The following is a 26,886-nucleotide window of genomic DNA, read 5'->3' as shown; positions in this document are numbered from 1 at the left end:
TTTACTTGAGCTTATGATACGGATTAGTGCCATTCACTAATCCGCGAATTGCACGCTAGCGCATCTACTCAATAGCCTCTCTTGCGCCTTGTTTAAACTGCAGCTCTACTAGTCGCTGATACAAATCACAGCTCTGTAATAGCTCTGCGTGATTTCCCACATCGACCAATCTGCCGTGATCTAAAACCGCAATTTGGTCAGCATGTTGAATTGTGGAAAGGCGGTGAGCAATAATGATAGTAGTTCTATTCTTCATCAAGGCTTCTAATGCCTTTTGCACATGATGCTCACTTTCACTGTCTAGAGCACTAGTAGCTTCGTCCAATAGTAAGATTGTAGGGTCTTTGAGAATGGCTCTCGCAATCGCGATTCGCTGTTGCTGCCCACCAGATAATCGAACCCCCTTTTCTCCTAAGAAGCTTTGATATCCCTGTGGTAGGTTCACAATAAACTCATGCGCATGCGCTTTCTTGGCCGCTTCTATCACCTCTTCATCTGTTGCGTTAGGTTTACCATAGCGTATATTATGAAACACATCATGACTAAACAGCGCTGGTTGCTGAGGCACTAATGCCATGGTGTCACGCAGTTCTTTCGGGTCAAAACGGCGTACATCCACGCCACCGAGTTTAACCGCCCCCTTCTGGGGATCATAAAAACGTTGCAGCAGTTCAAACAGTGTCGTTTTACCTGCGCCAGACGGCCCCACCAACGCCAGTACCCTGCCTTCTTCAGCGATCAGGTTCAACTGGCTAATGGCCGCACTGTCTTTTCTTGATGGATAAAAGAAAGACACATCATCAAAGGAGACCTCTGCGGACACCCCCTTGGTTGAGAGCGCATCATTTTCCGGTGCTACTATATGGCTTTCTACATTGAGAATTTCGAGCAGTCGCTCTGTAGCGCCAGCGGCACGTTGCAATTCACCAAAAACTTCAGAGATGGTCGCCGTTGATGAAGCGACCATAATGGCATAGAACACGAATGCCCCTAAATCGCCTGCCGACATCTTGCCATGGATAACATCGCTTCCGCCAACCCATAACATGCCGGATATAGCGCCAAAGACGATCACAATTACTCCAGAGATAAGGATGGCTCGTTGCTTCACCCTCTCTCGCCCAATCTCATAGGCGCGCTCAACCTCTGTTGAAAATGACGCCTTCTCTTCAGACTCTCGGCTATAACTTTGCACCGTTTTTATGTGCTCAATCGCCTCTCCTGCATAACTGCCTACATCCGACATTGAGTCCTGACTCTTACGCGAGAGTGCACGAACTCGCCTACCGTAAACCAATATGGGCACTAAGATAAACGGGACTGAAGCCAGCACTATCAAGGTCAGTTTTACGTTGGTGGCGAATAGCATAATGATTGCGCCAATACACATTAAAGCACTGCGCATCGCCATAGAAAAAGACGACCCTATGATGCTTTGTAGTAACGTGGTATCGGTGGTTAGACGTGACATAATGTCGCCACTGCCATTGGTTTCAAAATAACTAGGATGTAAGGTCACAACGTGGTTAAACACCGCAAGGCGTATGTCTGCGCTCACTCTCTCACCCACAGACGAGACCAAGTAGAACCGGAAGAAGGTCCCAATAGAAATACAGATAGTCACCACAACGATAAATTGAATCGCACTGCTAAGATCGCTGAGTGAGCGCTGGGAAAAGCCCTCATCGATAAGCAAACGAACGCCGTGGCCAACGGACAACGTCAGTCCTGCGGTGAAAAACAAGGCTACTAAAGCGGCAAACACCTTAGTTTTATAAGGTCCTACAAATTTGAGCAACTCAAGTAAAATGCTCAAGCTCTTTCGACCATTTTTGGACTCGTTACCAGGCATATCTTGTTGCTGTTCTTCTGTATTTTGTTTCTGCATTTCAATGCCTTATGCAATTGAGAGTCAATTTACGTTACTTTACAGTAAATCCCCTATTAGTTTCACAGAGTTCATAGATAATACGCTTATAAATTCACTAATCGGTATTGAATTATGGCTACTAACACTAAAAAACTTTCACTCACTACCATTGTAATGCACTGGCTGGCCGGCGTATCTTTCATTGGCGTATTTATCGTCGGCCTGATCATGTCAGAAATGGAAAGAGGCCCAGTCAAATTTGAGCTGATGGGTTACCACAAATCCATTGGCGTGCTCATTCTAATTGTCGCGACGATGCGCATTGCATGGAGACTCAAAGAAGGCAAGCTATCAAGTCTAAGTAACAGCCCAGTATGGCAAGAAAAGATTGCCCACGCTGTACATGGCATCTTGATGTTAGCGACTATCGCCATGCCTATTTCTGGCATCACTATGAGCGCTGCTGGCGGTAGAGCTGTCGATATCTTCGGTTGGGTGATTATTAATGAGGGTGAAAAGATTGAGTGGTTGCAACAACTGGGCAGTACTATCCATCACAGTGCAGTCAATATCATAGTTGCAGTGTTGGTGTTACATGTAATCGGCGCACTAAAGCACCAGTTGATTGATAAAGATGGCACGATCAGCCGTATGCTAGGAAAGACGTTCTAACGCCAGAAGATTAGAGTATTGAGAGGTATCCGTTTTTGAACAATACCTCTCAATAGATAAAGGTTGCTAGAGTTAGTCCTCGTAAGCGTAAGCAAGCTCTTGCTCAAAGGCACTATGATTGGTAGTAATCTTTTTGCTATTGAAGGTATAGAAGGATTTTCGAGTACGAGAATGCTTGATGTACTTCAACCACGTTGTTTCAAGTTTAGTATTCGCTTTTTTCGGATCCTTTAGCGCTTTGAGAAAATGTTTTTCTTCTTGATTCATCGGCTCTAGCCTGCCAGTTTCTAGACCAGACAAGGTATCACCGTAATACATCAATAGTTCATCTTCTAAGATTGTAAAGTTGCCTGATTTAGCAAAACCACGAGGAAAAGCTTTATCGTCGTAGAAGCGTTTTTCACCCAGGCGAATCAATGTCTCAGCCACAATGACCTCTATTATTTGTGTTGTTAGAACAAGCTGAAAATAGAGTGAAACCTAGCTATTGAAAATCAAATAATTTTTGTCGTTTTCATAAGGCTAATTTGTCTAACTTTTTTACCTATGTCCTTTCCTCTACGTACTTCTACTCTCAGCCACACTACCTTTTAAAACGCCCTCAAACGCCAAATTATCTAATTTCAAGTGTCACTATAGACAGGAAGGATTACCCAACCAGACTCACTGCAAACCAGAGCACACTGAAAGTAGGAATGTTATTTTCCAATACAACACTATGCTCATGCGTTCATTAAGCTAACCTGCAACATCGACTTCATTAACTGATGCCAAATCCAAGGGAGAATTATGAAAAAAACCGCAATAGCTGTAATGACGATAGCCGGAGTAACACTTCTATCCGGCTGCAATACAGAGTCTGAGCTTAAAAATATTGAGCACAAAGCAGAGAAAGAAGTGCTTCGCAATATCGATGGCATTAGTGCGGCAGAGGTAGCGCTGACGTTCAGAGCCCCTTTAATCAGCAAACCCGTTAGTATCTGTTATGTTCGGACAGGCAATGAACTGGCAGCAAGTGTATCCAAAAACGATGTGAGTTACGTTAAGGGCTCCAACCCTATCTCTATCCAACATTCTGATACCTGCGGAGATCTCGGTCTAGATTCTAGTGTTCGTAATGTTCAGGTAGAGTTTAACGAAGATAATACTCAAGTTGACCAAGTTCGACGCGGCTATAACCACTTTGAGGTACAACAAGATTTCACTAGTCCATTGGCGTTAGCAGATTTTGGTCAGATTACATTACGCAGCCCTTATAAAGACATGAGCGGATATGACTATCAAGTCACCATCGCTCTTGAAAGTAAAGGTAGTGAAAAAGTAATCCTTAAATCCGGCTTCGTGAAGCACAATGCCGATGAATCGGAATGGACAAACTCACCTCATATCACAACCTACAAAGACGTTAGCGATATAATAAGTCATGGCGGAATACCAAGTTCAATTATGAGTCACCGTTTAATCAACATGACCTGGAGTGACAATTTACTCAGCCTCTAATTAATGTACTAGATATCTAACACCCGACTACACTGCGTTCACATGGTGTAGTCGTTCTATCTATCCCATCGCTCAGTTCTACCTATGCCTGAAGTAAACTTTACTCCTAGATACTTATGCGGGTTTTTCTATCCGAAACCGCACAAAACTCTATACATTGGTACCCTATAGGCACATCTATAAAGCACTTGAATCTAGCCTTCTGATTCCTGTCCTAGAAATATCCATTGATAGTTGTCGACAATACAGCGTATTGCCCGACATCATGTAAAGAAAAAGCTTGTTACAGTGCTCGCTAACACCTTTTTGGACAAAAACGATTTAGCATGATGGCACTAAATCGCCTCTACCAAGTTAGGAAAAGTATCTTCAAACCCTAAACGATTATTATATGCGTTTACCAAAGAACGCTTTGATCTCTTTTACTAGTATTTCTGGTTTTTCTTCAATAACTAAGTGCCCTGATTCAGGTATTGTAACCAATTTAGAGCCTTTAATTTTACTATGTAGCAAATAAGCTTGTTCTACAGGAATCCATTGATCCTTTTCTCCCCATAGAATTAATGTAGGGGTGTCAATTTCAGAAAACTTATCTTGAAACTCGTCGGTATACTTAGAGTCGGCTTGAGCTATTTGCCTGTAAAAAGCTCTTTTCCCTTCTTCACTAGACCAAGGCTCAAGAATGCCATCAATTGTTGCCTGACTTAATGGCTGATAAGCGGCCGTTTTTATGTATGCATCTACAATTGCGGCATGAATAAAGTCGGGAACTTCAGCAAAAGCTATCTCATGCTTTTCAATATGTTTGAAGAATGGTGAGCCCCAAGGAGACAGCGCTACAGGATCAATAACTGCTATTTTTTTGTATTTTCGTTTATTCAATAGGTGATTTCTAAGCACTGTCGTGCCACCAAAGTCGTGCCCTACAATATAAGGTAGCTTCAACTGCCAATGATCTAATAAAGCTTCTAGCAGCTGATTTTGTATTTTCAAAGATACATCTGCATCACTTTTGTCAGATTCACCATAACCCAGTAAATCAAAATAGTAGACCGTATACTCACTCGATAACTCTTGTATCAAATGTCTAAGATTAAACGATGACCAAGGCGTACCGTGAACTAAAACAATAGGTTCTCCTTCACCTTTAATTCCGTATTTTACCAACCTTCCTTCATACTCAAAGGTACTCGGCAAACTCCAGTTTTCCATTTATTTTCCTTAAACGTAACACTTTACAGACGGAAACCTACCAATTACATCGCCAAGTCCAGACTCAAAGCTAAAACATTTATAACTAATAATCAGAAGATTATATCAACCATTTACATGCACCACAGTAGATAGATTAAACGGTGCAATCGTTCCCCAATGCGAATTGTAAGTTTTGATTTCTATTACTGATACTGATACGGAGAGAGCAATAATCTTGCCTGCAAAAATATAATATTTCCCACCCCGCAAACAGATTGTAGGCATGACTAGAAGTAAGCAAAATGATGCTTTGATGAAATGAATGACTTATCGGTTGTAACTTACAAAGGGGAATTTATGAGTTACGAATTGCCCCTGTCATTACTGAGGGATCTTGACGGGATAAGTACCAACCGATTCTGTCATGCTCTTTCATTCTAGCTAGGATTGATACTTCTCGCCTTAAACCTCGATATTCAGCGATTGTGATTTTTTAATCCTAAGCTCTCTGGTATTAAGGTTTTCTTCCTTCCAGATGTTTTTAATCGTGCCGATACTCACGGTGATGTCATGTTGTTTTAACTCCATCATCAATTGCATCAATGTAAAGTAAGGGTTCTGTAGCGTCAGCTCGATAATCTTGTCTTCTGCATGCTCCGATATACGCTTCTTGTTGCGCTTGAGGGGTTTATTGATCCGTTTCAGACCTATAGGCCCTTCTTCTGCCATGATTTTCTGATAGGTATAAAGCGATTGGCGAGAACAGCCAAGGATACGGGCGGCTTTAGATATACTGCCGAGCTGTTCAACGAGTTCCAGTGCTTCAATTTTCCGCTGAACCTCTTTGCCATATTCACTGCATTTACGAGGCTCAACCAACTCCGTGATATCTAATCGGCGGTGGCCAAAATAAGCGCAGAATGTGCCATCGAACTGGCATCGGATCTCTATTTTTTGATTTTCAATAGAGTAACGAATGGGCGAATCGATGACATACCTTTTGTTATTAAAGCCGAACGTATGATCACGTCGTATTGTTCGATATTCTTTTTGTACGCAGATGCCATTCAGATCTAAATTGGGAGGTAAGCGCTTAAAAGCAGAGCGGGAACTTTTGGGCTGAACTCGAACCTTTTTATCCCAGTAATTAGGGATGAACTCTTCTTGTAGATACCGATTTGCACTCTCCATGTCGGTGACCTTGCGTACTCGTAGCTCTGGTACCAGCCTATCTTGGAAAGTATCGAATGATCGTTCGATACGCCCTTTCCCTTGTGGGGAGTTAGCAAAGATAATTTCAATACCGAGCTCTTCACAAGCTCGTTGCATCTGCGAGAAGTTGCTCCGTTTGGGACCACCGAAGATGCCCGCTCTATCGACGTAGAGCGTCTTAAATATCCCTCGCTTCTCAATGTAAGCTCTCATCACCTTCATGCAGCCTTCAGTGGTCTCCGAGGGAAAAAACTGAGCATGAATATCACTCGTAGCGTCATCAATCATCGCTATCAAACAAGATTTCTCATCCCCAAACCAACGATGAGGGCTCCCATCCATTTGAAGCATAAGCCCAGGTAACTCCATACGCTCTCGGTACTTTCTGACGCGGCTTCTACGTCGCTTTGCACGTTTAACATGATGGATATCGTGTGCCCAAGAGCGTAAAGTTTCACGCTTAATGACGATACCTTCATTCTTTTTGAGAACTTCAGAAAGATGCTGCAAATTGAAATCGAAGTACTTAGTTTGTATGAGGCTTTGAACTTCTTTCTTGAGCGATTCAGGGATCTTATTGGCTGGAGTTCGCCCTCGATTACCGTGAATGATGAAGCGAATACCTTCTTTCCGATATCGACAGAGATAACGTTCAACGGTTCGACGAGACTTGTTGAGCAAGGTAGTAGCGCTATTGATACTGATTTTTCCATCGATGATTTTGCAGATAATATCGACGGTAAATTGGGATTTAGAATCCATATAGAACATCCTTCGCCCCTTCTAAAGCTCCATTAATTACTTTAAAAGGTAAGCTAAATGAGTTCCGTCAAAATCCCTTGGTAGTTAATGTAATGACAAAGTCGCTTGGTAATTAAGGTACGACAGAATTGCTTGGTGATCACAGAGTTACGAATTGCCCCGCTGTGACGGTTTTGGACAAAACTGTGTTATATAAGTTACTAAATTAGTGTTTTACGGATTACCTGGGGTATAGCAAAAACTTTAATGTAGTGGCCAATTTTACTTATCCACTACAAATGACATTTGAAGGAATACTTTATCGAATGAGGACAGGTACTCCTTGGCGAGATCTACCCTCTGAGTTCGGAGAGTGGAGTACCGTTTACAGACGATTTAATCTTTGGTCAAAAAAAAGGATTTTAGATAAGCTTTTCAGAAGCTTATCTAGCATGACTGATTTTGAATGGGTCTTTCTTGATGGCTCTATAGTTCGAGCGCATCAGCATAGCGTAGGTGCAGCTACTGAAAGCTCAGAGCAAATAGGAAAAAGTCTCGGGGGCAACTCAACCAAAGTCCACTTAGCTGTGGATAGTGGTGACCTGCCGATTTGCTTTGATCTATCAGAAGGTCAACGCCACGATATAGTGCATGCCGAAAGCTTAGTTGAACAACTCGATGAAGTTAATACCATCGTTTGTGATAAAGGATATGACAGCGAACCTTTCCGTACTTTTGTTAAGGAACGTGGCGGAGAAACGGTAATTGCTAAATGCATTTACGGACAAGATATAGACAAAGACAGTATGGATTGGTGTCTATACAAGTATCGTCACTTGGTCGAAAATGCCTTTGCGAGAATTAAGCATTATCGAGCTATTTCAAGTATATATGACAAGCTAGAAAGGAATTATGCCAGCATGTTATCGCTGGCATTCATGTTGATGTGGCTACCGATGTATTGTTGAACGCGAAATGTACAGCAAAGATCTACACGCCCTAGTAACTATATTCAGTTTGGTGAGGCTTTCTAGTTTACGATACAAGGCAAGTACCGTACGTTTAATTACATCTTTATAATGCTCTACTTGTTCTCACAACTCGTCAACAAGCGCCTTAATTACAAGGATAAAAACGTAATGTCTCGCCTTGTAACATGATGCAATCCATTTGTGCATTATGTGCTGCTAGTTTTCCCAGCTCAGTATCTTCAAAAACAACACATAGCGTTGGTTCTACATTGATCTGCTTTGCGGCCAATAGAAAGGTATCAGGATTTGGTTTGTGTTTATCAACATCATTTGCTGTGACAATAGAATCAAACTTTGGATATATGCCCATTATCTGCAGCTGCTGTATTGCGCTTGCTCGTGGGCTTCCTGTTCCCACCGCTAACTTCTTTTTCCCAAAGAAGTGCTCAAGAACCTTATTAGTACACTCAATCAGACCACCCCGACTCGATAAATTATTAAATACTGTCATTCTGAACTCGGAAACAACAGAAGGAATCAGAGCAAGTTGGTAGCGCTCATTAATAAGATCTACAATTTTATCTCCAGGCATACCGCCTAAGCTATGTAGCCAAACTCTCTCATAAGGAAAACCAAATTTATCAGCGGTGGTTTTCCATGTATCAAGATGATGAGGCATAGAATCGATAAGTGTGCCATCTAAATCAAAAATAATACCCTGATATTTATCTAACCATTCCAACATTCAACGACCCTTCGATAAAACGTGAACATCAAAGATGTGCCTCCCAAATATCTACTTTCTAAGTATGTATCTGAAAGGCTCTCATTGTTACAAGTTCAAGTAGCTAGTAGTTGTTCTACGCTCTTGAACTTAAGCTTCGATTACAATCAAGTCATTAAACCGTTGTAAAGCAGCCATCAATAATTAGGTCCGCACCAGAGGTATAGGTTGATGCATCTGATAATAGATAAATCACCGCTCCTGCCAATTCTTCAGGCGTACCCATACGTTTGAATGGGATCATATCAACCCATGCGTCTTGCCAATCTTGGCGCACTGTATCTGTCATTTCTGTGCGAATGTAGCCAGGGCTGATTGAGTTCATGCGGATACCTTGGGGTGCAAGCTCTACCGCTAATGATTTGGTTAAGTGAATCACAGCGGCTTTCGATGCATTGTAAGACGCTTGAGCTTGTGGAATATTAACAATAGTGCCAGACATTGAGGCTGTATTCACAATGCTACCACCTTTGTTGTTTGCCACAAGGTAGCGCGAGAAAGCTTGAGCAACATAGAACACACCATTTAGGTTTACATCAATGATTTTGCTCCACTCACTAGGTGTGCATTCAAGTGCTTCTTTGTGTAAACAGATACCCGCATTGTTAAACAAAAGATCCAGTGTGCCAAGGTCAGCTGCTGCTTGAGACATCACTTGTGCCACTTGTTCTGCATTAGTGACATCTACGGTATACGCAGTTGCTTTCACTCCATATTCAGCCGCAATTTCGTTTGCTACATCTGTTGAATCAGACAAATCCATGATAGCAATATCAGCACCTGCATCAGCAAGATAGCTTGCGACGACTTTACCAATACCTTGTTTACCACCAGTAACCACTGCAACTTTACCTTCAAGTGTGAATAGATTGTTTTTCATAGTAATTTCCTAACAATTTTTAATAAATAATGATTTAAATGCGATACATTTTCGATACTGTGCGACTGAAACCAAGCTCTTAATAATGGAGACTTAAATAACAGCCCTTAGTCGCACACGCATAAATAAAATAAGTAACCAATAACTAAATGAATAAACGGTTTAGACTTTAGCTCTAGACTTAAAGCTCTCTAGCATTACTGCAGCAATGATGATCACGCCTTTCACAACTTGTTGGTTGTAACCAGAGATGTTCATTAGGTTCATTAAGTTCGAGATCATACTCATGATAAGTACCCCGATAATGGTATTGACCACAGTACCTTTACCACCTGATAAGCTCGCGCCACCAACAACTACTGCTGCAATCACATCCAATTCAAAACCGATAGACAGTACTGGAGAGCCTACACCTGTGCGGCTTGACGCTAAGATGCCGGCTAAACCACACGCGAAACCACTGATTGCATACACTGCCATTTTGTAGTGATTTACTCGGATACCAGCAAAACGTGTCGCGGTTTCATTTGAACCTATAGAGATAACCAAGCGACCAAACACTGTGTGCTTATAAATGAAGTGAGCAAGTAAAGCGAAACCCAAGAAAACATAAACAGGAAGAGGCAGTCCTAGGAAGTAACCAGTGCCGAAGTCGATAAGTGCTGGATCATCAATAAAGATTGGCTGACCTTTTGCAACAATTAGTGCAGCACCACGAGCGATGGTCATCATTGCCAACGTCGCAATAAAAGGGGCAATATTGAAGCTAGTGACGAGTACCCCTGCAAGCAAACCAAACAAGGTCGCACAAACGGCTCCACCCACCAGCGCAGGGAATAACCCAAACTCCGGTATCAACACTGCCACAACAACTGAGACCAAAGCCATAATTGAGCCAACGGATAAGTCGATACCACCAGTAATTATGACGTAAAGCATACCCAATGCAGCTAAACCAAGTGGAACACTCTGTCTAAGTACGTTGGTGATGTTGCTCTCTGTGTAAAAACGGTCTGACAAAAACGCTGCAGAAATCAGCATAATAATGAAGACCAACAGTGTTGAATTGTTGCTAATGAACTTAATTAATTTATCCGCACTAAAAACGGATGTACTGCTGTCTTTGGTCGCAGAGACATTCTCAGTTTTCTGAATAGTTTCCATGGTATGTTCCTATACTATCTTTCATGTGAAGCAACGTAGTTCATTGCCCCAGATATTATTTATGGTGAACGGAGTTATGCTCGCTTACGCACTTTCACGTTTAGGGATGGCATATCGCATTACATTTTCTTCAGTTATTTGGTCATCTTTAAGCTCTGCTGTTAGGTAACCTTCACTCATCACATACACTCTGTTGGATAGTGAAATCACTTCTGGCATTTCAGATGATATAACTAAGACAGCAAACCCTTTTCTCGCTAACTCACTAATAATGTTGTAGATTTCCACCTTTGCGCCCACATCAACGCCACGTGTTGGTTCATCTAGAATGAGCAAGTCGCAGTCAGTATTCAGCCACTTGGCAATCACTACTTTTTGTTGATTACCACCGCTCAAGCTGGAGATGGGATCTTCGATGCTATTCAGTTTCGTCTTCAGCTTTTCTTTGAAAAACTCACCTACCTCCCTCTCTTTTTTCATATTCAAAATACCAAAGCGGTTACTGATGCCAGCGAGGTTTGCGAGGCTAGTATTTTCTCGAATAGGCCTTGAAAGAATGGCTCCCTGTTCTTTGCGGCTCTCTGGCACAAGGCCAATTCCGTGGCGCATCGCTTCCGCGGGATAAGACACAGAGATCTCTTCGCCATTTTTGAAGATTTTGCCCTGGCTCATTTTATCGATACCAAATAAGCAACGTGCTATCTCGGTGCGGCCCGAACCAACTAAACCTGCCAAGCCAACAATCTCGCCCTTGCGGATGTGTAAGCTCACATCGCGCAATAAGCGGTGCGTCGACATGTTTTCAACGTTCAGTACAACTTCGTCTTGAGGGGTGCATTTTTCTGGGTAGAGGTTTTCAAAACTGCGGCCAACCATACCTGCAATGATGTCGTCTTCAGTGCATACAGCAGGGTCTAACTCTCTAGTCGTCTCACCATCTTTGATAACGGTAATGGCATTACAAATTCTGAATATTTCTTCTAGTCGGTGAGAGATATAAAGAATCGTTACGCCTTGACCTTGAAGCAATCTCAGTTGGCTGAACAGAATGTCGATTTCTCGCTCTGACAGTACCGCTGAAGGTTCATCCAAAATCAATATATTGACGTCTTTCGCCAACGATTTCGCAATCTCAACCATTTGTTGGTAAGCAACGGTCAGTGAACCGACAAGCGCTGTGGGGTCGATATCGAAACCGAGATTTTTAAGTACACGATCGGCTTTTTTATTTAGCTCTCGGCTGCTTACTGTGACTTTTCCAAAACCTAAGTCATCCAAAAATATATTTTCAGCGACGGTTAGGTCAGGCGCCAATGCAAGCTCTTGATAGATAATGCCAATTTTGTTTTCTCGACTCTGTTTTGGAGACGTAAAGTGCACTTCTTTACCATTGATATGTACAGTACCGCTGTCTTTGGTATGAATACCGGCAAGCACTTTCATCAAAGTAGATTTACCCGCACCGTTTTCACCAACAATTGCGTGTATATCCCCTCGATTGACTCGTAAGTTAATATTTTTTAAAGCATGGACGCCACCAAAGTTTTTCTTTACACCCTTAGTAACAATTGCATATTCATCCATTACCAGTACCTATTTCCAAATTAATTAGATTGACTTCAATTTAATGCAGCGCTTATTTGAACTGCATTAAATTGTTTTGTATTTACACTTAGAAGAATGACTCTGGGTCTAAGTGCTTATCAATGTTGGTTTTCGTCATTAGTACCGGTTTAATGTAAGAGTAATCTGGGAATTGCGTTTCCCCGGCCTCGTGCTCTGCAATTACTTCAACCACTTTTTCAGTTAATTGATTTGGATTATTTCCTACAGTAGCCATAATATCGCCACGTTTAATTGACTCTAGACCTTTCTTATATCCGTCATTAGAGAATACTTTTACGTCATCAAGCTTATTTGATGCTTTGAGAGATAAAATCACACCCAATGCCATTTCATCGTTTTCTGCAAAGGCACAGTTCACTTTATCGCCATGTGCTACCAGCAAGTCTTCCATCGCTTTTAGGCCGCCTTGCTGATCCCAACCACCCCAGCCTTGGCTCAGGATTGTTAGGTTTGTTTGGTTGTATTTGCGAAGTTGCGCCTCCATAACACCACGCATGAAGTTTACACGGCGCATTTCACCGACCACGTTGCCTTGGTTGCCACTCACTAGTACACAGTTCATCGGTTCTGAACCGTATTGGTCTACGGCAAACTCACCTAGCATGATGTTATTTTTTTGGTTATCTGCTTGTACTCGCGTGACAACAGGGGCCGATAGAGGAATACCACTATCAAGTACAATTACAGGAACACCTTTGCGCTCAGCATTTTTTGCAATACGCAGACCTGCCTCTGGGTCTTGAGGGTTAAGTACAAGGTAATCAATACCTTGTGAAAGCATATCTTCTACATCAGACATTTGCTTTGTTAGATCGTTGCGCGCATCAGTCGAAATATATTCATAACCATGTTCCTTGGTATGTTGTTTCATATATTTATCCATTGCACTAAAGAAAGCACCATTCATTGTTCGGTTGGAAAACCCAATCTTAATTGTGTCGTCTGCATACGCAGAAGTCATAGGAATTGCGGCCATCATCAATGATGCCAATAATAACTTTTTCATGTAAGGTCCTTTTGTGTATTATTTTTTGTTATTAGATTTTGGTTGTCGCGCTTAAATAACTGATAATTATTCATTCGAAATAATTGCCCATTAAATAAAAACAACACTTGTTATAAATTTTATCTATTTTAAATAGGCGTTAATTTGCCTGATATTTTTACTTATGCGATTTCTTTGTGGAATGAGTGCAACCTTTGCTCCACTTCAGATATATCGAACGGTGTCGATGCTCCCAACTTCTCAACACTGACAGCAGCATAAGCAGAAGCAAAGTTGATGGCATCTTCCATCGAATCTCCGTTGGCTATCTTCGCAGCTAAAGCACCATTAAAGGCATCTCCAGCCCCTGTCGTATCTTTAGGCTGTGCCGGAAAACAAGGAATAATGGTTTTTCGATCTCCTTGGGAAAGCAAAGCACCCTGTGCACCCATAGTGATGATCACGCTCTTGCAGCCACATGTATGAAGTACATCTGCCGCTCTACCTGCACTCTCAAAGTCGGTAACTTCGACCCGCGTCATTGCGAATGCTTCAGACGCATTAGGGGTTACTAAGTCGACTTTTTCCAAAAGCGAGTTGTTTATCGGTTGCCACGGTGCTGGATTTAATATGACAAACGCACCATTTTCACGCCCGATATTAATTACTCGGCTGATCGCAGACATATTGTTCTCAAGTTGCACAAGCAAGGTATCAGCACAACCAATAGCAGGAGCACATCGAGTTATCTCTTCGTCGGTGATGGTCATATTTGCGCCAGGGTCGACAGAAATCATGTTTTCCGCTTCACCTTTGCCTTCAGCAACAAAGATAAGTGCATTGCCTGTTGCAGTCTCATCACTCGAAAGCAAGGTCAATGCGTTATAGCCCACTGATTTAAGGTAGCGTCTTGCAAAAGGACCGAAAGCATCCTCACCAATTTTCCCGATATAGTGAACATTAGCGCCACTTCGTAGAGCGGCAGACGCTTGGTTTGCTCCTTTGCCACCCGCACTTGTCATGCTGCTGTTTGCTACTAGAGATTCACCGGGATAAGGGAAACGATCCACTCGGGCAACCAAATCCACATTAAATGAACCAAATACACACACTTTTCCATTCATGAGCTCTTCCTCTAAGGTTTATGCACTCAGTGATTGCACGATATCGTTTTGCATTATTTGCCAAGTATCAGATAACGGGATGTCTTTCTTCAGCAAACCGCTGCTGCCCATAATCAGAACTTCAGCACCCGCATTAAGCAGTAAGTTGTAGGTGTTTTTATTGCATGAACCATCAACTTCAATAAGGAACTGATAATTACCTTCTTCTCGGAACTGTTTCAGTTTTTTAATTTTCTCGACCATTTCAGGAATGAATGGCTGGCCCGCATAACCAGGGTCTACTGTCATTACAGTGACTTTGTCGACAAGATGTGCGTAGTTATTCAAGACTTCAATAGGCGTTGCTGGATTAAGTACGATGCCGACTTTTTTACCTGAGTTGCGTACATGATTGATTAGACGAAATGCATAACTGCTGATCACTTCAGCGTGCACTGAAATGCTGTCTGCACCGGCTTCGATTAAGTTATCGATAAAATCCATTGGCTCAGCAACCATCAAGTGGATATCAATAGGAATGGTTGTGTAAGGCTTGATTTGGCGAACAAAATCGACAGACAAGGCTATATTTTTCACATAGTGTCCATCCATAATATCTACATGAAACATATCTGCTTTTTCATCTAGAAAGCTTAATTGCTCTGGTACTTTCATCATGTCTAAACACATCAGTGATGGCGATATTTGATAATTCATAACAATTCTCTATCCGTATTAGATTTGGAAACAATCTTGTTTGCTTTGATTGGTTTTCAGTCTAAATAAAATGGATAAGACTCGTTGTGAGAGTTCGATGCATTTACCGGTAAGAAGCTCTGCATCGGAATTACTGGTCACTTGCTCACATATATTTATCCTTTAGCGGCTTGAAAGTCATTCAACCCATCAATACGGGCAAGTATGGGCACAAACAACCCAAAACAGTCATGACCGTAAAGTTCCTTTTCCTTCCGTTTATGACCGAATCAAGTTGTTGGATGTCTTTGCTAGGGCTTACGAATGGGATTTGCGGAAAAGTTTAATATTAAATAATTGGGATATGAGATGGCAGTTTATGTATAACTGCCATTTATCGAAAAAGGAATGTCTCTACACACTTGGAATTCTAGGAGGATAAGATCGGAGTGACTAGCCGGTACTATACTTGGGGCAATTAAAGACTAGCTAGTTTTTCTTCGACTTCAGAGAGGTCAAATGGAGTAGATGCCCCGAATTTTTCTGCACTGACCGAAGCATAAGCAGACGCATACATTGCGGCATCCTTCAGTGAATCTCCATTAGCGAGTCGACCAACTAACGCACCGTTGAAAGCATCTGCTACGCCAGTTGTATCTTTAGCTTGAGATTTAAAATTGGGAATGGCGATTTTTTCCGCTCCTAGAGAGAGCAAATATCCCATCTCTCCCAGCGCAATGATTGAATATTGGGTCCCTTTGGCATGCAAAATATCAGCTGCTTTGGCTGCACTGTTTAAGTCTATAACCTTTACACCTGTCATATAGCTCGCTTCAATTGCGTCAGGTGTAAGGACGTTAACCTTTGCCAGTAAGGCATCATCGAGAGGTTGCCTCGGAATTGGGTTTAATACAATGAAAATGTCGTTTTTGTAACCAATGTCGATCACTTGACGAACAGCGGAGAGATTATTTTCTAGTTGCAGTAGCAGAAGGTCAGCGCACTCGATTGAGGCAACACACTTGTTGATCTCTTCTTCTGTCACTGTCATGTTTGCACCAGGATCCGCGACTATCATATTTTCTGCGCTAGACTCTGATACATAAATCAGTGCATTGCCTGTTGCCTTTTCATTCGTAGAAAACAAAGTTAGAACATTAAAGCCCACAGATTTGAGGTAGCGTCGGCCTATCTGCCCAAAGGTATCATCACCAATTTTCCCTATGTAATGGACATTGGCTCCGGTTCTTAAGCTCGCTATGGCTTGATTCGATCCTTTCCCTCCCCCGCTGGTTACACTGTTGTTTGCTAACAATGATTCTCCAGGACAAGGCAAACGGTCCACCCTTGCTACAACATCGATATTAAAGGAGCCAAATACACACACTTTGCCTTTCATTACCAATCCTTTACTTTATCCGTAATCAGCCTTGTTTGATTTGCTTGTTCATGCGATTAAGCATAAATCGTCTGCACGTTGTGCCAAATCATCTCTTTTGCTAACAATGGGTCTTCGAACTTTTCAGTAATCAGAATATCCAGTTCACCAAAACCACACACATGAGCTTTGCCCAACTGTCCTTGTTTACTTGCATCGACAATCATGACCACTTGCTTGGCGACCAAGAACATGTGCCTCAATAAGGTCGCTTGCGCTCGACTACCTGTAAATATGCCTCGATCTTTATCAAACCCCTGGCAGGAGAAGAAGAAAGTATCAATATCCATGTCTTCTAGGCTCTTGATTGCAAGATCGCCAAAAAAGGCTTCGTCGATTGAGGAGTAATCTCCTCCTAGCCCAATCAATCTCATCGCTTTTCTCGACATCAGCATCTGAATAATAGCGGTTGACTGCGACACGACGGTAAGATCAATGTCTGGAAGTTGACGCGCTAGAAACCAATTAGTTGTGCTGCAATCGAGCAAAATTTTGTCTCCCGGTTTAATCAGGGGCAATGCCTTCCGGGCCAATTTGGACTTTCTTTCAACATCAATGGTTGTTCTATAATGAAATGAGTCCTGCTGTTCTAAATCTGGGAGCATCGGCACACCATGAGAGGCATGTTCAGAATAAGCAGAAGCATTGGTTGCATTACCTTCTGCTAATAATGCCCCACCATGGCTTCGAACAACCTCGCCTTTTTTAGCCAACTCAGTTAGATCTCGACGAACCGTCTCACGCGAAACCGAAAGTATTTCTGCAATTTGATTAACTAATAATGCTCCATGCTGGCCAAGCAAACTGACAATGTGTTTGTGACGTTCTAGCTTTAGCATCTACATCTCTCCGTTCTTTTTATCTCTTTTCTGCAACAAAGTAATTTCATCATCAACCCACCCTAGTAACTGCTTCGTCGCTTTTGATAAAACTTGATTCTGCCTCACAATATAACCGAGACTGGTGTTACAAAAGTCCATTAAGGGAGTAACTTTGGTGTTTAAATTTGGCTTAGTTGATATTGCAAATTCAGGTATAATCGCCACACCAAAACCCGCTTCGGCCCAATCAATCTGAGCGTCTACGCTCCCTACTTCCATTACCCTGTAATTGGGTAAATTAAGGCTAGGTAAACCCTCATCTATAAAGTCTCGAGTTCTCGTATCATGACCCAGTAGAATCAGGGTGAATTCCCCATCAATTTCTGCGCCCTTAATCTCATTTTTTTTGTCGCTATCTAAGCGTTGCATGACGAACCCATCGCCAAGTGCACACCATGAGAGTTGTTGTAATTTAGTAAAGTACAGAGACCCTTTGGGCTGTTCTTTGGCAATAACAAAGCCGAGGTCTGCTTGGGCACTCTTTACTAAGCCTGATGCTTGAGAGGATGTGGTGTTCAATAGAGTGAGATCAATGCCTGGATATTCAGCTTTGAACTTTTGAAAAGGACGAATCAACAAAAGCCGGGAAATAATGTCACTGACAGCAATGGTTAAGGTTCCTATTTTTAGGTCATTGATGGCATTTAGATCGGCTTGGCAAGTCTGCAACTCCAGTAGGGTTCTCTTGCTCGTTTCTAGCAATCTCTCACCCGCCAGAGTCAGCTGAAATGGACTCCGCTCTATCAACTTAATCCGCGTGAGTTGCTCTAATTGCTTTAAGTGTAAACTTACGTTGGGTTGCGTCATGTGGAGTGCGTTAGCCGCTTTCCCGAAATGCTTGTGCTGAGCTAGTGCAACAAACGTGTTCAACAAATTTATATCCAACATCGTATTTCCTCACTTGAGCTCTTCATCTTATATGAAAAATTTATCAGGATAATAAAATATATTAATTTCTCTTATTTCTTTGACGGAACTAACATTATTCCTCAATCAGTCAGGAGGAAAATTATGCCATCTATTGTTGTTGTGGGTGCAAACTGGGGTGATGAAGGTAAAGGCCGCATCGTTGATTTTTTAGCAGCCGAGGCTTCAGCTAGCATTCGTTTTCAAGGCGGAAACAATGCCGGTCACACCGTTGTAAATGACTTCGGTACTTTCAAACTGCACCAACTGCCTAGTGGTATTTTCAATCCTGATTGTACCGCGATTCTGGGCCCTGGCATGGTGATCAGTCCTTTGGCATTAAGCCAAGAGATCGCAGAAGTACAAGCTGCAAATATCAAAATTAAACTCGCTATCTCTGACCGTGCGACATTGTGCTTACCTTTGCACGCACTAGAAGATACTCTAGAAGAAGAGCGCTTGGGCGATGCTGCTTATGGCTCAACACGTCAAGGTATCGCGCCGGCGTACGGCGATCGTGTGATGAAAAAAGGGATTCTAGTGGGTTGGTTAAATCAGCCTGAGATTCTAGAGCAACGCATTCAATTCTTACTTGATTGGAAAATGCCTCAACTGAAAGCGCTATACCCTCAATGTGACTTCTCTCAATCGGCTTCTGAGATGACAGAATGGTTGCTTGAAGTGACGAAAGCATGGCGTCCATTCATTTGTAATGTGACAGAACCACTCAAATCGCTACAAGCAAAAGACGCTAACCTGCTGTTTGAAGCTCAGTTGGGCGCCGGCCGCGACCTCGTCTACGGCGAGTATCCTTGGACGACTTCTTCCAATGTAACGGCGGCTTACGCCGGCATCGGCAGTGGTTTACCTGCACTTCGTCCCGAGCGAGTTGTTGCTGTTGCCAAAGCATTCAGCTCATCAGTTGGAACTGGCACCCTAGTCACTGCGATGGAGGAACAAGACAGCTTTCGCGAAAGCTCTAATGAATATGGCGCTACGACGGGACGTCCTCGCGATATGGGTTACTTTGATGCTGTAGCCACTCGCAATGGAGTTGAACTTCAAGCTGCGACTGAAATTGCACTGACTAAGATAGATTGCCTATCTGGCTTATCTGAACTTAAGATCTGTACTGCTTACGCCGGTGAACACAGCGAGAATCCTATTTGGCCACAAACAGCAGAGCTAAAACCAGTGTATGAGGATATGGCCGGATGGAATGAAGATATTACGGGTTGCCGCACGTTTGAAAGCCTTCCACAAGCAGCGCAAGACTATGTTACTCGCATCGAAGAGCTAATGGGTGTGCCAATTGTGATGGTATCGGTAGGTCCAGAGCGCGAACAAATGATCATTAGAAACTAGAAACGAATCGTACATGCCTGAGCACTACAGATTTAGGTGTCAGCTGTGTGGCTCAGAGCTTGATGACACTGTGGATATTTTCACAGGCAATGACGGCCTTGCGCTTGATTACTACTTCACAACTTTCAAACGATGGTTTTGTTAGAGGGGTAGATTGTATTGGTCAAGCTAACGGTGATTTATCGAAACAGTATCTTGATATTGCGAAAGGTTGTCTTTGGAAAGTTAGCTTACAAGTAAGTGATTAAGTGTCTCGTCATAAAGCAATCAAGTAGGAGGAGGCCTCACGGCCTCGGTCCTCTCGCACCACCGTACAAGCATGGGTCGCATACGGCGGTTCAAGGTATACCAAACATTCGTTGGCCTAGATCAACTGTCTAACTTCAACGCCACTGTATCTTGTCTCTCCTCGTTAGTTGCAGCTCCGTTTCCGACTTCTCCACCTATTCCTAATGTAGCTGTAGGGTTTCTACTCTTTACAGAGGCTTCGCACACACTGAGCATTTGTTAACCGTTTATCTAAAACCTTGGTTCAGGCCTTCCCTACGACGTAGGTACTATGCCCTCTTCTGACTTCTTATCAATCTTCGTCTAGCATCACTACTAGCCTAATCACCAAGACAATTGATAAGATCTCCCGAGGTAAGATGCCACCCTTTCCCATAGCTCTGCCTGATTTACATAATCACACTCTGGATAACTGTTTATAAAATCCGAATGACTAAGTATTTCTCGGTAGTTACTTTATGAGCAATGTGCATGTTGTGCACATTAGCTAATTCTATTGCCAGTACGATGGCTTCTGAAACGCTTTGGGGCATAACCTTGTTAGCCGATCACACTTGTTAGCCGAGCGACCTAGCACGTCTCTGGACAGAAACGCGTTACGAACCACAACACAATCTAACTTCGGCTTACTTCAAGTATTGCAGCCATGCACTTAGTATGATTTGCAAGAAGCCAAATTCATTTATCCAATACAGATAACTTTGGGGTAACAGCCTGTTGCGTTATGCTTATCTCACCTTTACCCAACTCCCGAATCACCATGCCTAACGACGCATTCAACACTCAACTTTCAGAAACAATTTCTGCTCTTAACTCACCAAGCTTTACGCCTAAACTCATGAGCGTTATTGCTTCATTATTGAGTTTTGATTGCGCGGTGATCCTCGGCTACCGCGAAGGTAAACATCCTATCTATCTGTATGATTCGATTGAAAATGAACGCGAGCTACTGTTCCAACGTTATCTCACCACCTCTTTTCAAAACGACCCGTTTTATCAGAAGCTGAACGCGAACAAAGAACAAGGCATCTTTACACTCAAAGACGTGGTGGGCAAAGACGTCGCGCGCAACGATCTCTATTACCAAGCCTACTGTGAGCAGTTTTACCATCAAACGGGCTGGAAGGATGAACTCAGCATGCTGATCGAAATCGAACCGACGCGTTGGGTAATGCTCTACTTTGGATTTATGCAGGACGATAAGCGCTTCACCAAGCCTCAAGTAGCCAAGCTCAAATCTTACTTCGCCATTATCCAGTCTTTGTGCCAACAACACTGGAAACAAACCGAGTTTATACTCGCCGAGCCAGTGTTCAGCCCTAACGCCTACTCGGGACAAATACGTGTAGCGATTGAATCCTCACTGGCATCTTTTGGTGAAACAGTCCTCACCAAACGAGAACAGGAAATCGCGGCATTGATCGCGCAGGGTTATGACAGCAAAGAGATTGCAACGCAGCTAGATGTCGCCGAAGGCACAGTTAAGAACCACCGCAAACGCATCTACGCGCAGTTAAATGTTTCGTCGTTAAGCGAGTTCTTTCAGTTGTTTCTTAACCACCTGATCACTCAATCAAGATAACAAACTGTCCCTTTAGGGATATATCTCGATTCCGCATCGCCTTTTAATCTGAATACATCCAAACCAAACAAAGATAAGACGATGACACTGATTGAAGATTTACAAGCTCGCGGTTTGATTGCCCAAGCGAGCGATTTAGACCAAGTTCAACAACTGCTATCTGAACCACAAACCTTGTACTGCGGCTTCGATCCAACCGCAGGTAGCTTGCATATCGGCCACCTAGTGCCACTGATTATGCTTAAACGCTTTCAAGATGCCGGACATCAAGCCATCGCTCTGATTGGTGGTGCGACCGGTATGATTGGTGACCCGAGCTTTAAAGCCACAGAGCGAAGCTTAAACTCAGAAGAAACCGTAACGGGCTGGGTACAAGATCTGTCGAACCAAATTCATCAGTTGATGAATAACCAAGTCAGCAAGCCAATGATCATGGTAAACAATGCGGATTGGGTGAAGCAGATTAACGTGATTGACTTCTTCCGCGACGTAGGTAAACATTTCTCCGTGAACACCATGATCAGCCGAGAGTCCGTTAAGCAACGTTTACAACGTCCAGATCAAGGCATCTCATTTACCGAGTTCAGTTACGCACTGCTGCAATCTTACGACTTCGCAGAACTAAACCGTCAGTACGACTGCCGCCTACAAATCGGTGGCAACGACCAATGGGGCAACATTGTTAGCGGTATTGACCTTACTCGCCGTCAAAATGGTGAGCAGGTCTTCGGTCTAACCCTACCTTTGATCACCAAATCTGATGGTACTAAGTTTGGTAAAACCGAAGGTGGTGCAGTGTGGTTAGATCCCAGTAAAACTTCACCTTACGCCTTCTACCAATTCTGGTTATCTACGGAAGATGCCGATGTTTACCACTTCCTGCGCTACTACACCTTCTTGACCTACGATGAGATTACTGCGATTGAAGCACAAGACAAAGAAAGCAAAGGCAAACCGCAAGCACAGAGTATCTTAGCAGAGCAAATGACGCGCTTTGTCCACGGTGAAGAAGGCTTAGCAAGTGCAGAGCGAATCACTCAAGCGTTATTTAGTGGTAACGTCCAGCAATTGAGCTTGAACGAGCTGGAACAGTTGGAACTCGATGGCTTGCCTAATATGCAAAGTGCTGAGCGAGACTTGTTAGAGCTTCTGGTTGAGTCAGGCTTAGCCAAATCAAAACGCATTGCCCGTGAACTGATTGGCAGCAACGCCATCAGTGTGAATGGAGAGAAAGTTGATGCAGAAAACCCAAACTTGAACTTCCCGTTATTCGACCAATACTGGTTACTTCAACGCGGTAAAAAGCACTTTTACTTGGTGAGACGTATGGTGGGTTAACACACTTCAGTTAGGGGTACACCCAACCTCAGATCATTATTTGCCATTGAACATTACAATGGCAAAATAATGACGCCGATAATTTCGTGATATTTGCAGGTCTAATCTTACACAGCCGTTTGTACTGGATTAGCAAATTTAGTTAGAGATCTAAGTATAAGGAAGAATAGATCAAATTACGCTTTAGAGAACCGAATAGATAAATGCTCGCAACTCAGAAAGGGGCATTTCCGAGTTAAGAAGTGCTAACTAGGAAGGTTCTGGACAGAACCTTATTATGAACTCCTAACGCCTAATAGATGAATTCAACAATAAGAGAGGCAGGGAAAGGTAAGCACAGTAGATAGTTTATAGGGAATAAGGAGAGGATATCCTCTCCTTAATAGTATTGTGTTTTAATCTAAGACAGATATTTATTGATATTCAAAACGGATAAGCGGAATAGGTGCAAAAATTTCCGCTGGCGGAACATCATGAAGTTCAATCTCGCCAGTTACGTGATTATGATAAACTCGTAATGATTGGCCACTATGCGTGGTTCCCATGACAAACACACCATTTGAATAACGCAGTACCCCATTTACAACATCAAACTCTGCGAAGGCTCCATTCTCTAGCAGGTTATCGCTATTATATTGATCTGTTCTGAGGTCAATATAAGATAGATGAGCTTTGTTTATATCATCATTACTTTGATAAATGTAGAGTGCGGCATGGTCACCTGTATAACTCGAAATTAATTCACCTGTTGGGTTGTTATCTTCAACGAGTGGACTAATGGTTTTTCGGATAGGGTCAAATGCAATTACACCTGTAACTGGTAATGAAGCACCATCTTCGTCGAGGACATAATAGTTTCCTGTGAAATAACCTAGATTATGACCTTCGTACATATCTCCCTCAAACCTATAGCCTTGTATAAGGGTTGGCTGAAGTGGTGCTAACTCACCTGTATCAAGGTTTAAGATTTGAAGCTCTCTTAATTGTGGATAATGGACGTCATCTTCTGATAAGTTTTTACTATATTCAGTGAGCAACAAGTTCTTGAATTGCAGTGATCTTGCTGCGTAAGAATCTCTTACTAGTTCAGCATTCACTCGACTCCAGTCTTGACCATCGGGGCTATCTGCATTAGCAACATACATATCGATAGGACTTTGATACCCAGCACGGTTATGACTTATCGCATGGAAATTACCAGAGTAAGCATACACGTTTGGGTTGCTATATTGTAAATCCACACCTTCGCGTTCATAAGGACTGCGGAATTGGTTATTCGCCCAAATCAGCATACGCTCTTTAGCTACGGAGCTTGTTTTCAAGAACCTATCACGACGAGGGATATACAGCGTTTCCCCTCTTGTGTCTGTTTTAAGTTCACCATAGCTTTCAACGTGGTAATCCATTACCTCGTCATTATATATAAAGTCTAAGCACATCGGTTTTGCGTTGGCTTGCCCAAATGGCAGACTAAGGATATGACAATCGATTCTTCTTCCATCATGAGCTAAATTCAGACTAGGAAAATAACCTCGTAGGATAAGCTGATCACTCATTGCAATTGCCTGATAGACTCGACAATCGAAGTAGGGCTGATTGATTTCAAATACGACCTCTACATCAAGATGATCTTCATGGCCTGTCATTTTCACTAGGTCTTTACACTGCAGTTCACTATAAAAGCTATCTTTCTCTGAAAAAGAGTTTGCGTTGTTGCTTTGGCTGGTATCTGAAAAAGCAAAACCTTGTGCATCGAGAGTATTTATTTGGAACGAAGATGCACCACCTCTATCGTCGCTATCTTTACATCCAATTAATGCACTGATAACCACGCCAACTAAAGCCAACTTATTGAATTTCACTATATAAACCTTGAAACATTATTTGAAGAATCCAAGGTTTATACCATAACGTACGGTTAACTATTCATGATCCACATACTTGGATACAAACGAGAGCGTATTCATTACTTTTTGTTTCAAATCAATCACTTCTGGTCATCACTGCAGGCAGAGCACATCGGTTCACGAGATACAACTCACTTTTAGACATTTCCAACAAACTTTTAGACAGGGCCACCCTGTCCAGATAATAAGCATGATGAGCTAATGTAATTAATGAAACCTGTCAGGTCTTATTGATCCTTGAACCTAAAAGCAATGATATCAATAACATTATGTACAGCCTGAACAACCTAACCATCATGCATTTCACGGTGACAATTAGGAGAAAGAGCCAAGACATTATCAATGTGTGTCAGAGCCACTCTCTGAAAGCGGCATAATATGATGTAATTCAAGGTAAGGGGTTTATTGGTTTTCCTTTCAAAAGGAGCATTGTTGCCACAGCCTTCGCACTTTCCTTTGGCACGCAATAGTGCCTCAGTTATCACATCTGCGCTTCTTTCATAAACATAAGAATAAACTCGACTTCGACGGGGCTTAACTGGGGTTTTCTTAAGTCGCGCCCTCCGCTTTTCCGATGTATCGGCAAGAGAACGAGAGATGTTTTCTTGTTCACTGCTAATCAGTTTCTCCAAGTCTTTCTGTGTGGGTATAAAGACATCGCCAAGATACGGAATTAAAGTAGAAAAGTCATGAGGGCTACTCACTAGTAGCCTGACCGCTTCATCTAAACTTAACCCTGAGAACAATTGCCGAGAACTTTTTTTAAGTCCAATATAATGAAGTATCCCCATAGACTGATACCCCTTTGAAGACTTCGGATCTAGCCCTAGCACTTCAGTAACTTTTGGTAACAAGCAAAATGGAGATTACTCAATGTCTATCGATGCCAAGCGAATCTCACTTTGAACATCACCGACTAATTTGTTGCGACAAGTGACAACGACGGAACCCCTAAGAAGCTTACTGTTTCTGGAGCTCTAACAATAACTAAATATACGGATTCATTAACAGTGAAAATAATATTTTAACTACTCTATTGACCCTTTCGAGTACCACATTTGCAGTGGATCGCGCGGCTCTTAACGTTTACCACGTATTACTTTTTGTATACCAAAACTAGCTGATTATCTGAAACGTATTTGAGGGCATAATAAACTTTGAGACGCTTCTGGCCATTAGTGTTTACTCTTATGATAGGTATACTGTATACCTTCACAACACTAATAATTCCTATACGTTAGAATTTTTCATACGGCCGATATCAAATATGCAACTTAAAGAAATCAGTAAAGAGCTATCTAAACTCGCATTTATTGAAATGGATGGGTACATAAAGCGAGGTCAGCTTATTGTAAAGGCAAAGCAACACTTTGAAGGATCAACAGCAGCTTGGTTGGCATGGTCACAAAGCCATTTAGGTATATCGAAGTCTACACATTACTCATACATCCGTATTTACGAATGTTTTAACGATGGTACTTTTGGTAAAGAAATGAAAACAGTGTCTCTTAGAGTTTTATACGATTTATCAAAAGATGATAAGCTGAGAAATAAAGCACGTTTAGCTATGCGGCAAGGTGATGTTATTGATATAAACTGGCTTAAAAATCAACAAAAAAGCGGCGATTGATGTTGATTGAACTAAAGTCGCTCTTGTCCCAAAGCAACTCTCGTTAGCCATAACATATCGATAAAAGTGCATAGGTTGAGCCGACTTCACATTAGTATTCTTAGGTGTAAAGTTGGTCACATTCAAACGGTTTCTTCCTACTCGAAACTCACA

The 26,886-nt window shown here is 42.4% G+C and carries 22 protein-coding genes and 1 pseudogene; 8 read left to right on the top strand and 15 right to left on the bottom strand.

Annotated elements, in window-relative coordinates:
• Nucleotides 1-64: 64 nt before the first annotated feature.
• Nucleotides 65-1,888 carry an ABC transporter ATP-binding protein/permease gene (locus tag D5I41_RS14110; protein ID WP_119010324.1) on the bottom strand — a complete coding sequence of 608 codons (1,824 nt, stop codon included), beginning with the start codon at nt 1,886-1,888 and terminating at the stop codon, nt 65-67.
• 114 nt (nt 1,889-2,002) lie between these two features.
• On the opposite strand from D5I41_RS14110, the gene D5I41_RS14105 reads away from it, so the two are divergent.
• Complete coding sequence (locus D5I41_RS14105; protein WP_119010323.1) at nt 2,003-2,542, top strand: cytochrome b; 540 nt, start codon at nt 2,003-2,005, stop codon at nt 2,540-2,542.
• A gap of 72 nt (nt 2,543-2,614) precedes the next feature.
• On the opposite strand, the gene D5I41_RS14100 is transcribed toward D5I41_RS14105, so the two are convergent.
• Nucleotides 2,615-2,971 (bottom strand): MaoP family protein, encoded by a 357-nt coding sequence (locus tag D5I41_RS14100; protein WP_119010322.1) that lies wholly within the window; start codon nt 2,969-2,971, stop codon nt 2,615-2,617.
• Nucleotides 2,972-3,331: 360 nt separating this feature from the next.
• Here D5I41_RS14100 and D5I41_RS14095 point away from each other — a divergent pair, with 360 nt between their 5' ends.
• The gene (locus tag D5I41_RS14095; RefSeq protein WP_119010321.1) at nt 3,332-4,042 is read left to right on the top strand and encodes a hypothetical protein; all 711 of its coding nucleotides are present in this window, start codon (nt 3,332-3,334) and stop codon (nt 4,040-4,042) included.
• A 387-nt stretch (nt 4,043-4,429) separates the two neighbouring features.
• Here D5I41_RS14095 and D5I41_RS14090 read toward each other — a convergent pair whose 3' ends face one another.
• Nucleotides 4,430-5,254 (bottom strand): alpha/beta fold hydrolase, encoded by an 825-nt coding sequence (locus D5I41_RS14090; protein WP_119010320.1) that lies wholly within the window; start codon nt 5,252-5,254, stop codon nt 4,430-4,432.
• Nucleotides 5,255-5,698: 444 nt separating this feature from the next.
• Complete coding sequence (locus D5I41_RS14085) at nt 5,699-7,219, bottom strand: ISNCY family transposase (protein WP_119008727.1); 1,521 nt, start codon at nt 7,217-7,219, stop codon at nt 5,699-5,701.
• Between the two features lie 266 nt (nt 7,220-7,485).
• Between D5I41_RS14085 and D5I41_RS14080 the strand changes: the two are divergent.
• A pseudogene (locus tag D5I41_RS14080) lies at nt 7,486-8,157 on the top strand (IS5 family transposase); the annotation flags it as partial.
• A gap of 148 nt (nt 8,158-8,305) precedes the next feature.
• Here D5I41_RS14080 and D5I41_RS14075 read toward each other — a convergent pair.
• From D5I41_RS14075 to D5I41_RS14030, 10 genes are all read right to left on the bottom strand, one after another.
• Nucleotides 8,306-8,905 (bottom strand): beta-phosphoglucomutase family hydrolase, encoded by a 600-nt coding sequence (locus D5I41_RS14075; protein ID WP_119010319.1) that lies wholly within the window; start codon nt 8,903-8,905, stop codon nt 8,306-8,308.
• A gap of 154 nt (nt 8,906-9,059) precedes the next feature.
• Nucleotides 9,060-9,824: an SDR family oxidoreductase gene (locus D5I41_RS14070; RefSeq protein ID WP_186811126.1), complete on the bottom strand. Its 765-nt coding sequence runs from the start codon at nt 9,822-9,824 to the stop codon at nt 9,060-9,062.
• Between the two features lie 162 nt (nt 9,825-9,986).
• Entirely contained in the window at nt 9,987-10,988 is a 1,002-nt protein-coding gene (locus D5I41_RS14065; protein WP_119010317.1) for an ABC transporter permease, read from the bottom strand.
• Between the two features lie 84 nt (nt 10,989-11,072).
• Entirely contained in the window at nt 11,073-12,572 is a 1,500-nt protein-coding gene (locus D5I41_RS14060; protein ID WP_119010316.1) for a sugar ABC transporter ATP-binding protein, read from the bottom strand.
• 88 nt (nt 12,573-12,660) lie between these two features.
• A complete protein-coding gene (locus D5I41_RS14055; RefSeq protein ID WP_119010315.1) occupies nt 12,661-13,620 on the bottom strand; it encodes a substrate-binding domain-containing protein in 960 nt (319 codons plus the stop codon).
• Nucleotides 13,621-13,781: 161 nt separating this feature from the next.
• Nucleotides 13,782-14,723, bottom strand: a complete 942-nt coding sequence (locus D5I41_RS14050) for a ribokinase (RefSeq protein WP_119010314.1) — start codon at nt 14,721-14,723, stop codon at nt 13,782-13,784.
• 18 nt (nt 14,724-14,741) lie between these two features.
• Nucleotides 14,742-15,419 (bottom strand): D-allulose 6-phosphate 3-epimerase, encoded by a 678-nt coding sequence (gene alsE / locus D5I41_RS14045; RefSeq protein WP_119010313.1) that lies wholly within the window; start codon nt 15,417-15,419, stop codon nt 14,742-14,744.
• Nucleotides 15,420-15,876: 457 nt separating this feature from the next.
• Nucleotides 15,877-16,797 (bottom strand): ribokinase, encoded by a 921-nt coding sequence (locus D5I41_RS14040; RefSeq protein ID WP_119010312.1) that lies wholly within the window; start codon nt 16,795-16,797, stop codon nt 15,877-15,879.
• A 56-nt stretch (nt 16,798-16,853) separates the two neighbouring features.
• Nucleotides 16,854-17,675, bottom strand: a complete 822-nt coding sequence (locus D5I41_RS14035) for a DeoR/GlpR family DNA-binding transcription regulator (protein ID WP_119010311.1) — start codon at nt 17,673-17,675, stop codon at nt 16,854-16,856.
• The gene (locus D5I41_RS14030; RefSeq protein ID WP_119010310.1) at nt 17,676-18,605 is read right to left on the bottom strand and encodes a LysR family transcriptional regulator; all 930 of its coding nucleotides are present in this window, start codon (nt 18,603-18,605) and stop codon (nt 17,676-17,678) included. It lies immediately after the preceding gene.
• 123 nt (nt 18,606-18,728) lie between these two features.
• On the opposite strand from D5I41_RS14030, the gene D5I41_RS14025 reads away from it, so the two are divergent.
• From D5I41_RS14025 to tyrS, 4 genes are all read left to right on the top strand, one after another.
• Nucleotides 18,729-19,988 (top strand): adenylosuccinate synthase, encoded by a 1,260-nt coding sequence (locus D5I41_RS14025; RefSeq protein ID WP_119010309.1) that lies wholly within the window; start codon nt 18,729-18,731, stop codon nt 19,986-19,988.
• Nucleotides 19,989-20,035: 47 nt separating this feature from the next.
• Complete coding sequence (locus D5I41_RS14020; protein WP_119010308.1) at nt 20,036-20,236, top strand: hypothetical protein; 201 nt, start codon at nt 20,036-20,038, stop codon at nt 20,234-20,236.
• An 800-nt stretch (nt 20,237-21,036) separates the two neighbouring features.
• A complete protein-coding gene (locus tag D5I41_RS14015) occupies nt 21,037-21,858 on the top strand; it encodes a helix-turn-helix domain-containing protein (RefSeq protein ID WP_119011519.1) in 822 nt (273 codons plus the stop codon).
• Between the two features lie 81 nt (nt 21,859-21,939).
• Entirely contained in the window at nt 21,940-23,196 is a 1,257-nt protein-coding gene (tyrS, locus tag D5I41_RS14010) for a tyrosine--tRNA ligase (protein WP_119010307.1), read from the top strand.
• 413 nt (nt 23,197-23,609) lie between these two features.
• On the opposite strand, the gene D5I41_RS14005 is transcribed toward tyrS, so the two are convergent.
• Nucleotides 23,610-25,058 (bottom strand): hypothetical protein, encoded by a 1,449-nt coding sequence (locus D5I41_RS14005; protein WP_119010306.1) that lies wholly within the window; start codon nt 25,056-25,058, stop codon nt 23,610-23,612.
• Nucleotides 25,059-26,370: 1,312 nt separating this feature from the next.
• On the opposite strand from D5I41_RS14005, the gene D5I41_RS13995 reads away from it, so the two are divergent.
• Entirely contained in the window at nt 26,371-26,733 is a 363-nt protein-coding gene (locus D5I41_RS13995; protein ID WP_119010304.1) for a hypothetical protein, read from the top strand.
• Nucleotides 26,734-26,886 lie beyond the last annotated feature (153 nt).

It is taken from the genome of Vibrio superstes (assembly GCF_003569005.1).
Taxonomy (GTDB): Bacteria; Pseudomonadota; Gammaproteobacteria; order Enterobacterales; family Vibrionaceae; genus Vibrio; species Vibrio superstes.
Note: the sequence above shows the minus strand (reverse complement) of the source record. Positions and strands in the feature narration are given on the sequence as shown.

Excerpts from the sequence above, each read along its gene's own strand:
- D5I41_RS14110 (WP_119010324.1), bottom strand. The coding sequence starts at position 1,888 with ATGCAGAAACAAAATACAGAAGAACAGCAACAAGATATGCCTGGTAAC.
- D5I41_RS14105 (WP_119010323.1), top strand. The coding sequence starts at position 2,003 with ATGGCTACTAACACTAAAAAACTTTCACTCACTACCATTGTAATGCAC.
- D5I41_RS14095 (WP_119010321.1), top strand. The coding sequence starts at position 3,332 with ATGAAAAAAACCGCAATAGCTGTAATGACGATAGCCGGAGTAACACTT.
- D5I41_RS14090 (WP_119010320.1), bottom strand. The coding sequence starts at position 5,254 with ATGGAAAACTGGAGTTTGCCGAGTACCTTTGAGTATGAAGGAAGGTTG.
- D5I41_RS14085 (WP_119008727.1), bottom strand. The coding sequence starts at position 7,219 with ATGTTCTATATGGATTCTAAATCCCAATTTACCGTCGATATTATCTGC.
- D5I41_RS14075 (WP_119010319.1), bottom strand. The coding sequence starts at position 8,905 with ATGTTGGAATGGTTAGATAAATATCAGGGTATTATTTTTGATTTAGAT.
- D5I41_RS14070 (WP_186811126.1), bottom strand. The coding sequence starts at position 9,824 with ATGAAAAACAATCTATTCACACTTGAAGGTAAAGTTGCAGTGGTTACT.
- D5I41_RS14065 (WP_119010317.1), bottom strand. The coding sequence starts at position 10,988 with ATGGAAACTATTCAGAAAACTGAGAATGTCTCTGCGACCAAAGACAGC.
- D5I41_RS14060 (WP_119010316.1), bottom strand. The coding sequence starts at position 12,572 with ATGGATGAATATGCAATTGTTACTAAGGGTGTAAAGAAAAACTTTGGT.
- D5I41_RS14055 (WP_119010315.1), bottom strand. The coding sequence starts at position 13,620 with ATGAAAAAGTTATTATTGGCATCATTGATGATGGCCGCAATTCCTATG.
- D5I41_RS14050 (WP_119010314.1), bottom strand. The coding sequence starts at position 14,723 with ATGAATGGAAAAGTGTGTGTATTTGGTTCATTTAATGTGGATTTGGTT.
- alsE (WP_119010313.1), bottom strand. The coding sequence starts at position 15,419 with ATGAATTATCAAATATCGCCATCACTGATGTGTTTAGACATGATGAAA.
- D5I41_RS14040 (WP_119010312.1), bottom strand. The coding sequence starts at position 16,797 with ATGAAAGGCAAAGTGTGTGTATTTGGCTCCTTTAATATCGATGTTGTA.
- D5I41_RS14035 (WP_119010311.1), bottom strand. The coding sequence starts at position 17,675 with ATGCTAAAGCTAGAACGTCACAAACACATTGTCAGTTTGCTTGGCCAG.
- D5I41_RS14030 (WP_119010310.1), bottom strand. The coding sequence starts at position 18,605 with ATGTTGGATATAAATTTGTTGAACACGTTTGTTGCACTAGCTCAGCAC.
- D5I41_RS14025 (WP_119010309.1), top strand. The coding sequence starts at position 18,729 with ATGCCATCTATTGTTGTTGTGGGTGCAAACTGGGGTGATGAAGGTAAA.
- D5I41_RS14015 (WP_119011519.1), top strand. The coding sequence starts at position 21,037 with ATGCCTAACGACGCATTCAACACTCAACTTTCAGAAACAATTTCTGCT.
- tyrS (WP_119010307.1), top strand. The coding sequence starts at position 21,940 with ATGACACTGATTGAAGATTTACAAGCTCGCGGTTTGATTGCCCAAGCG.
- D5I41_RS13995 (WP_119010304.1), top strand. The coding sequence starts at position 26,371 with ATGCAACTTAAAGAAATCAGTAAAGAGCTATCTAAACTCGCATTTATT.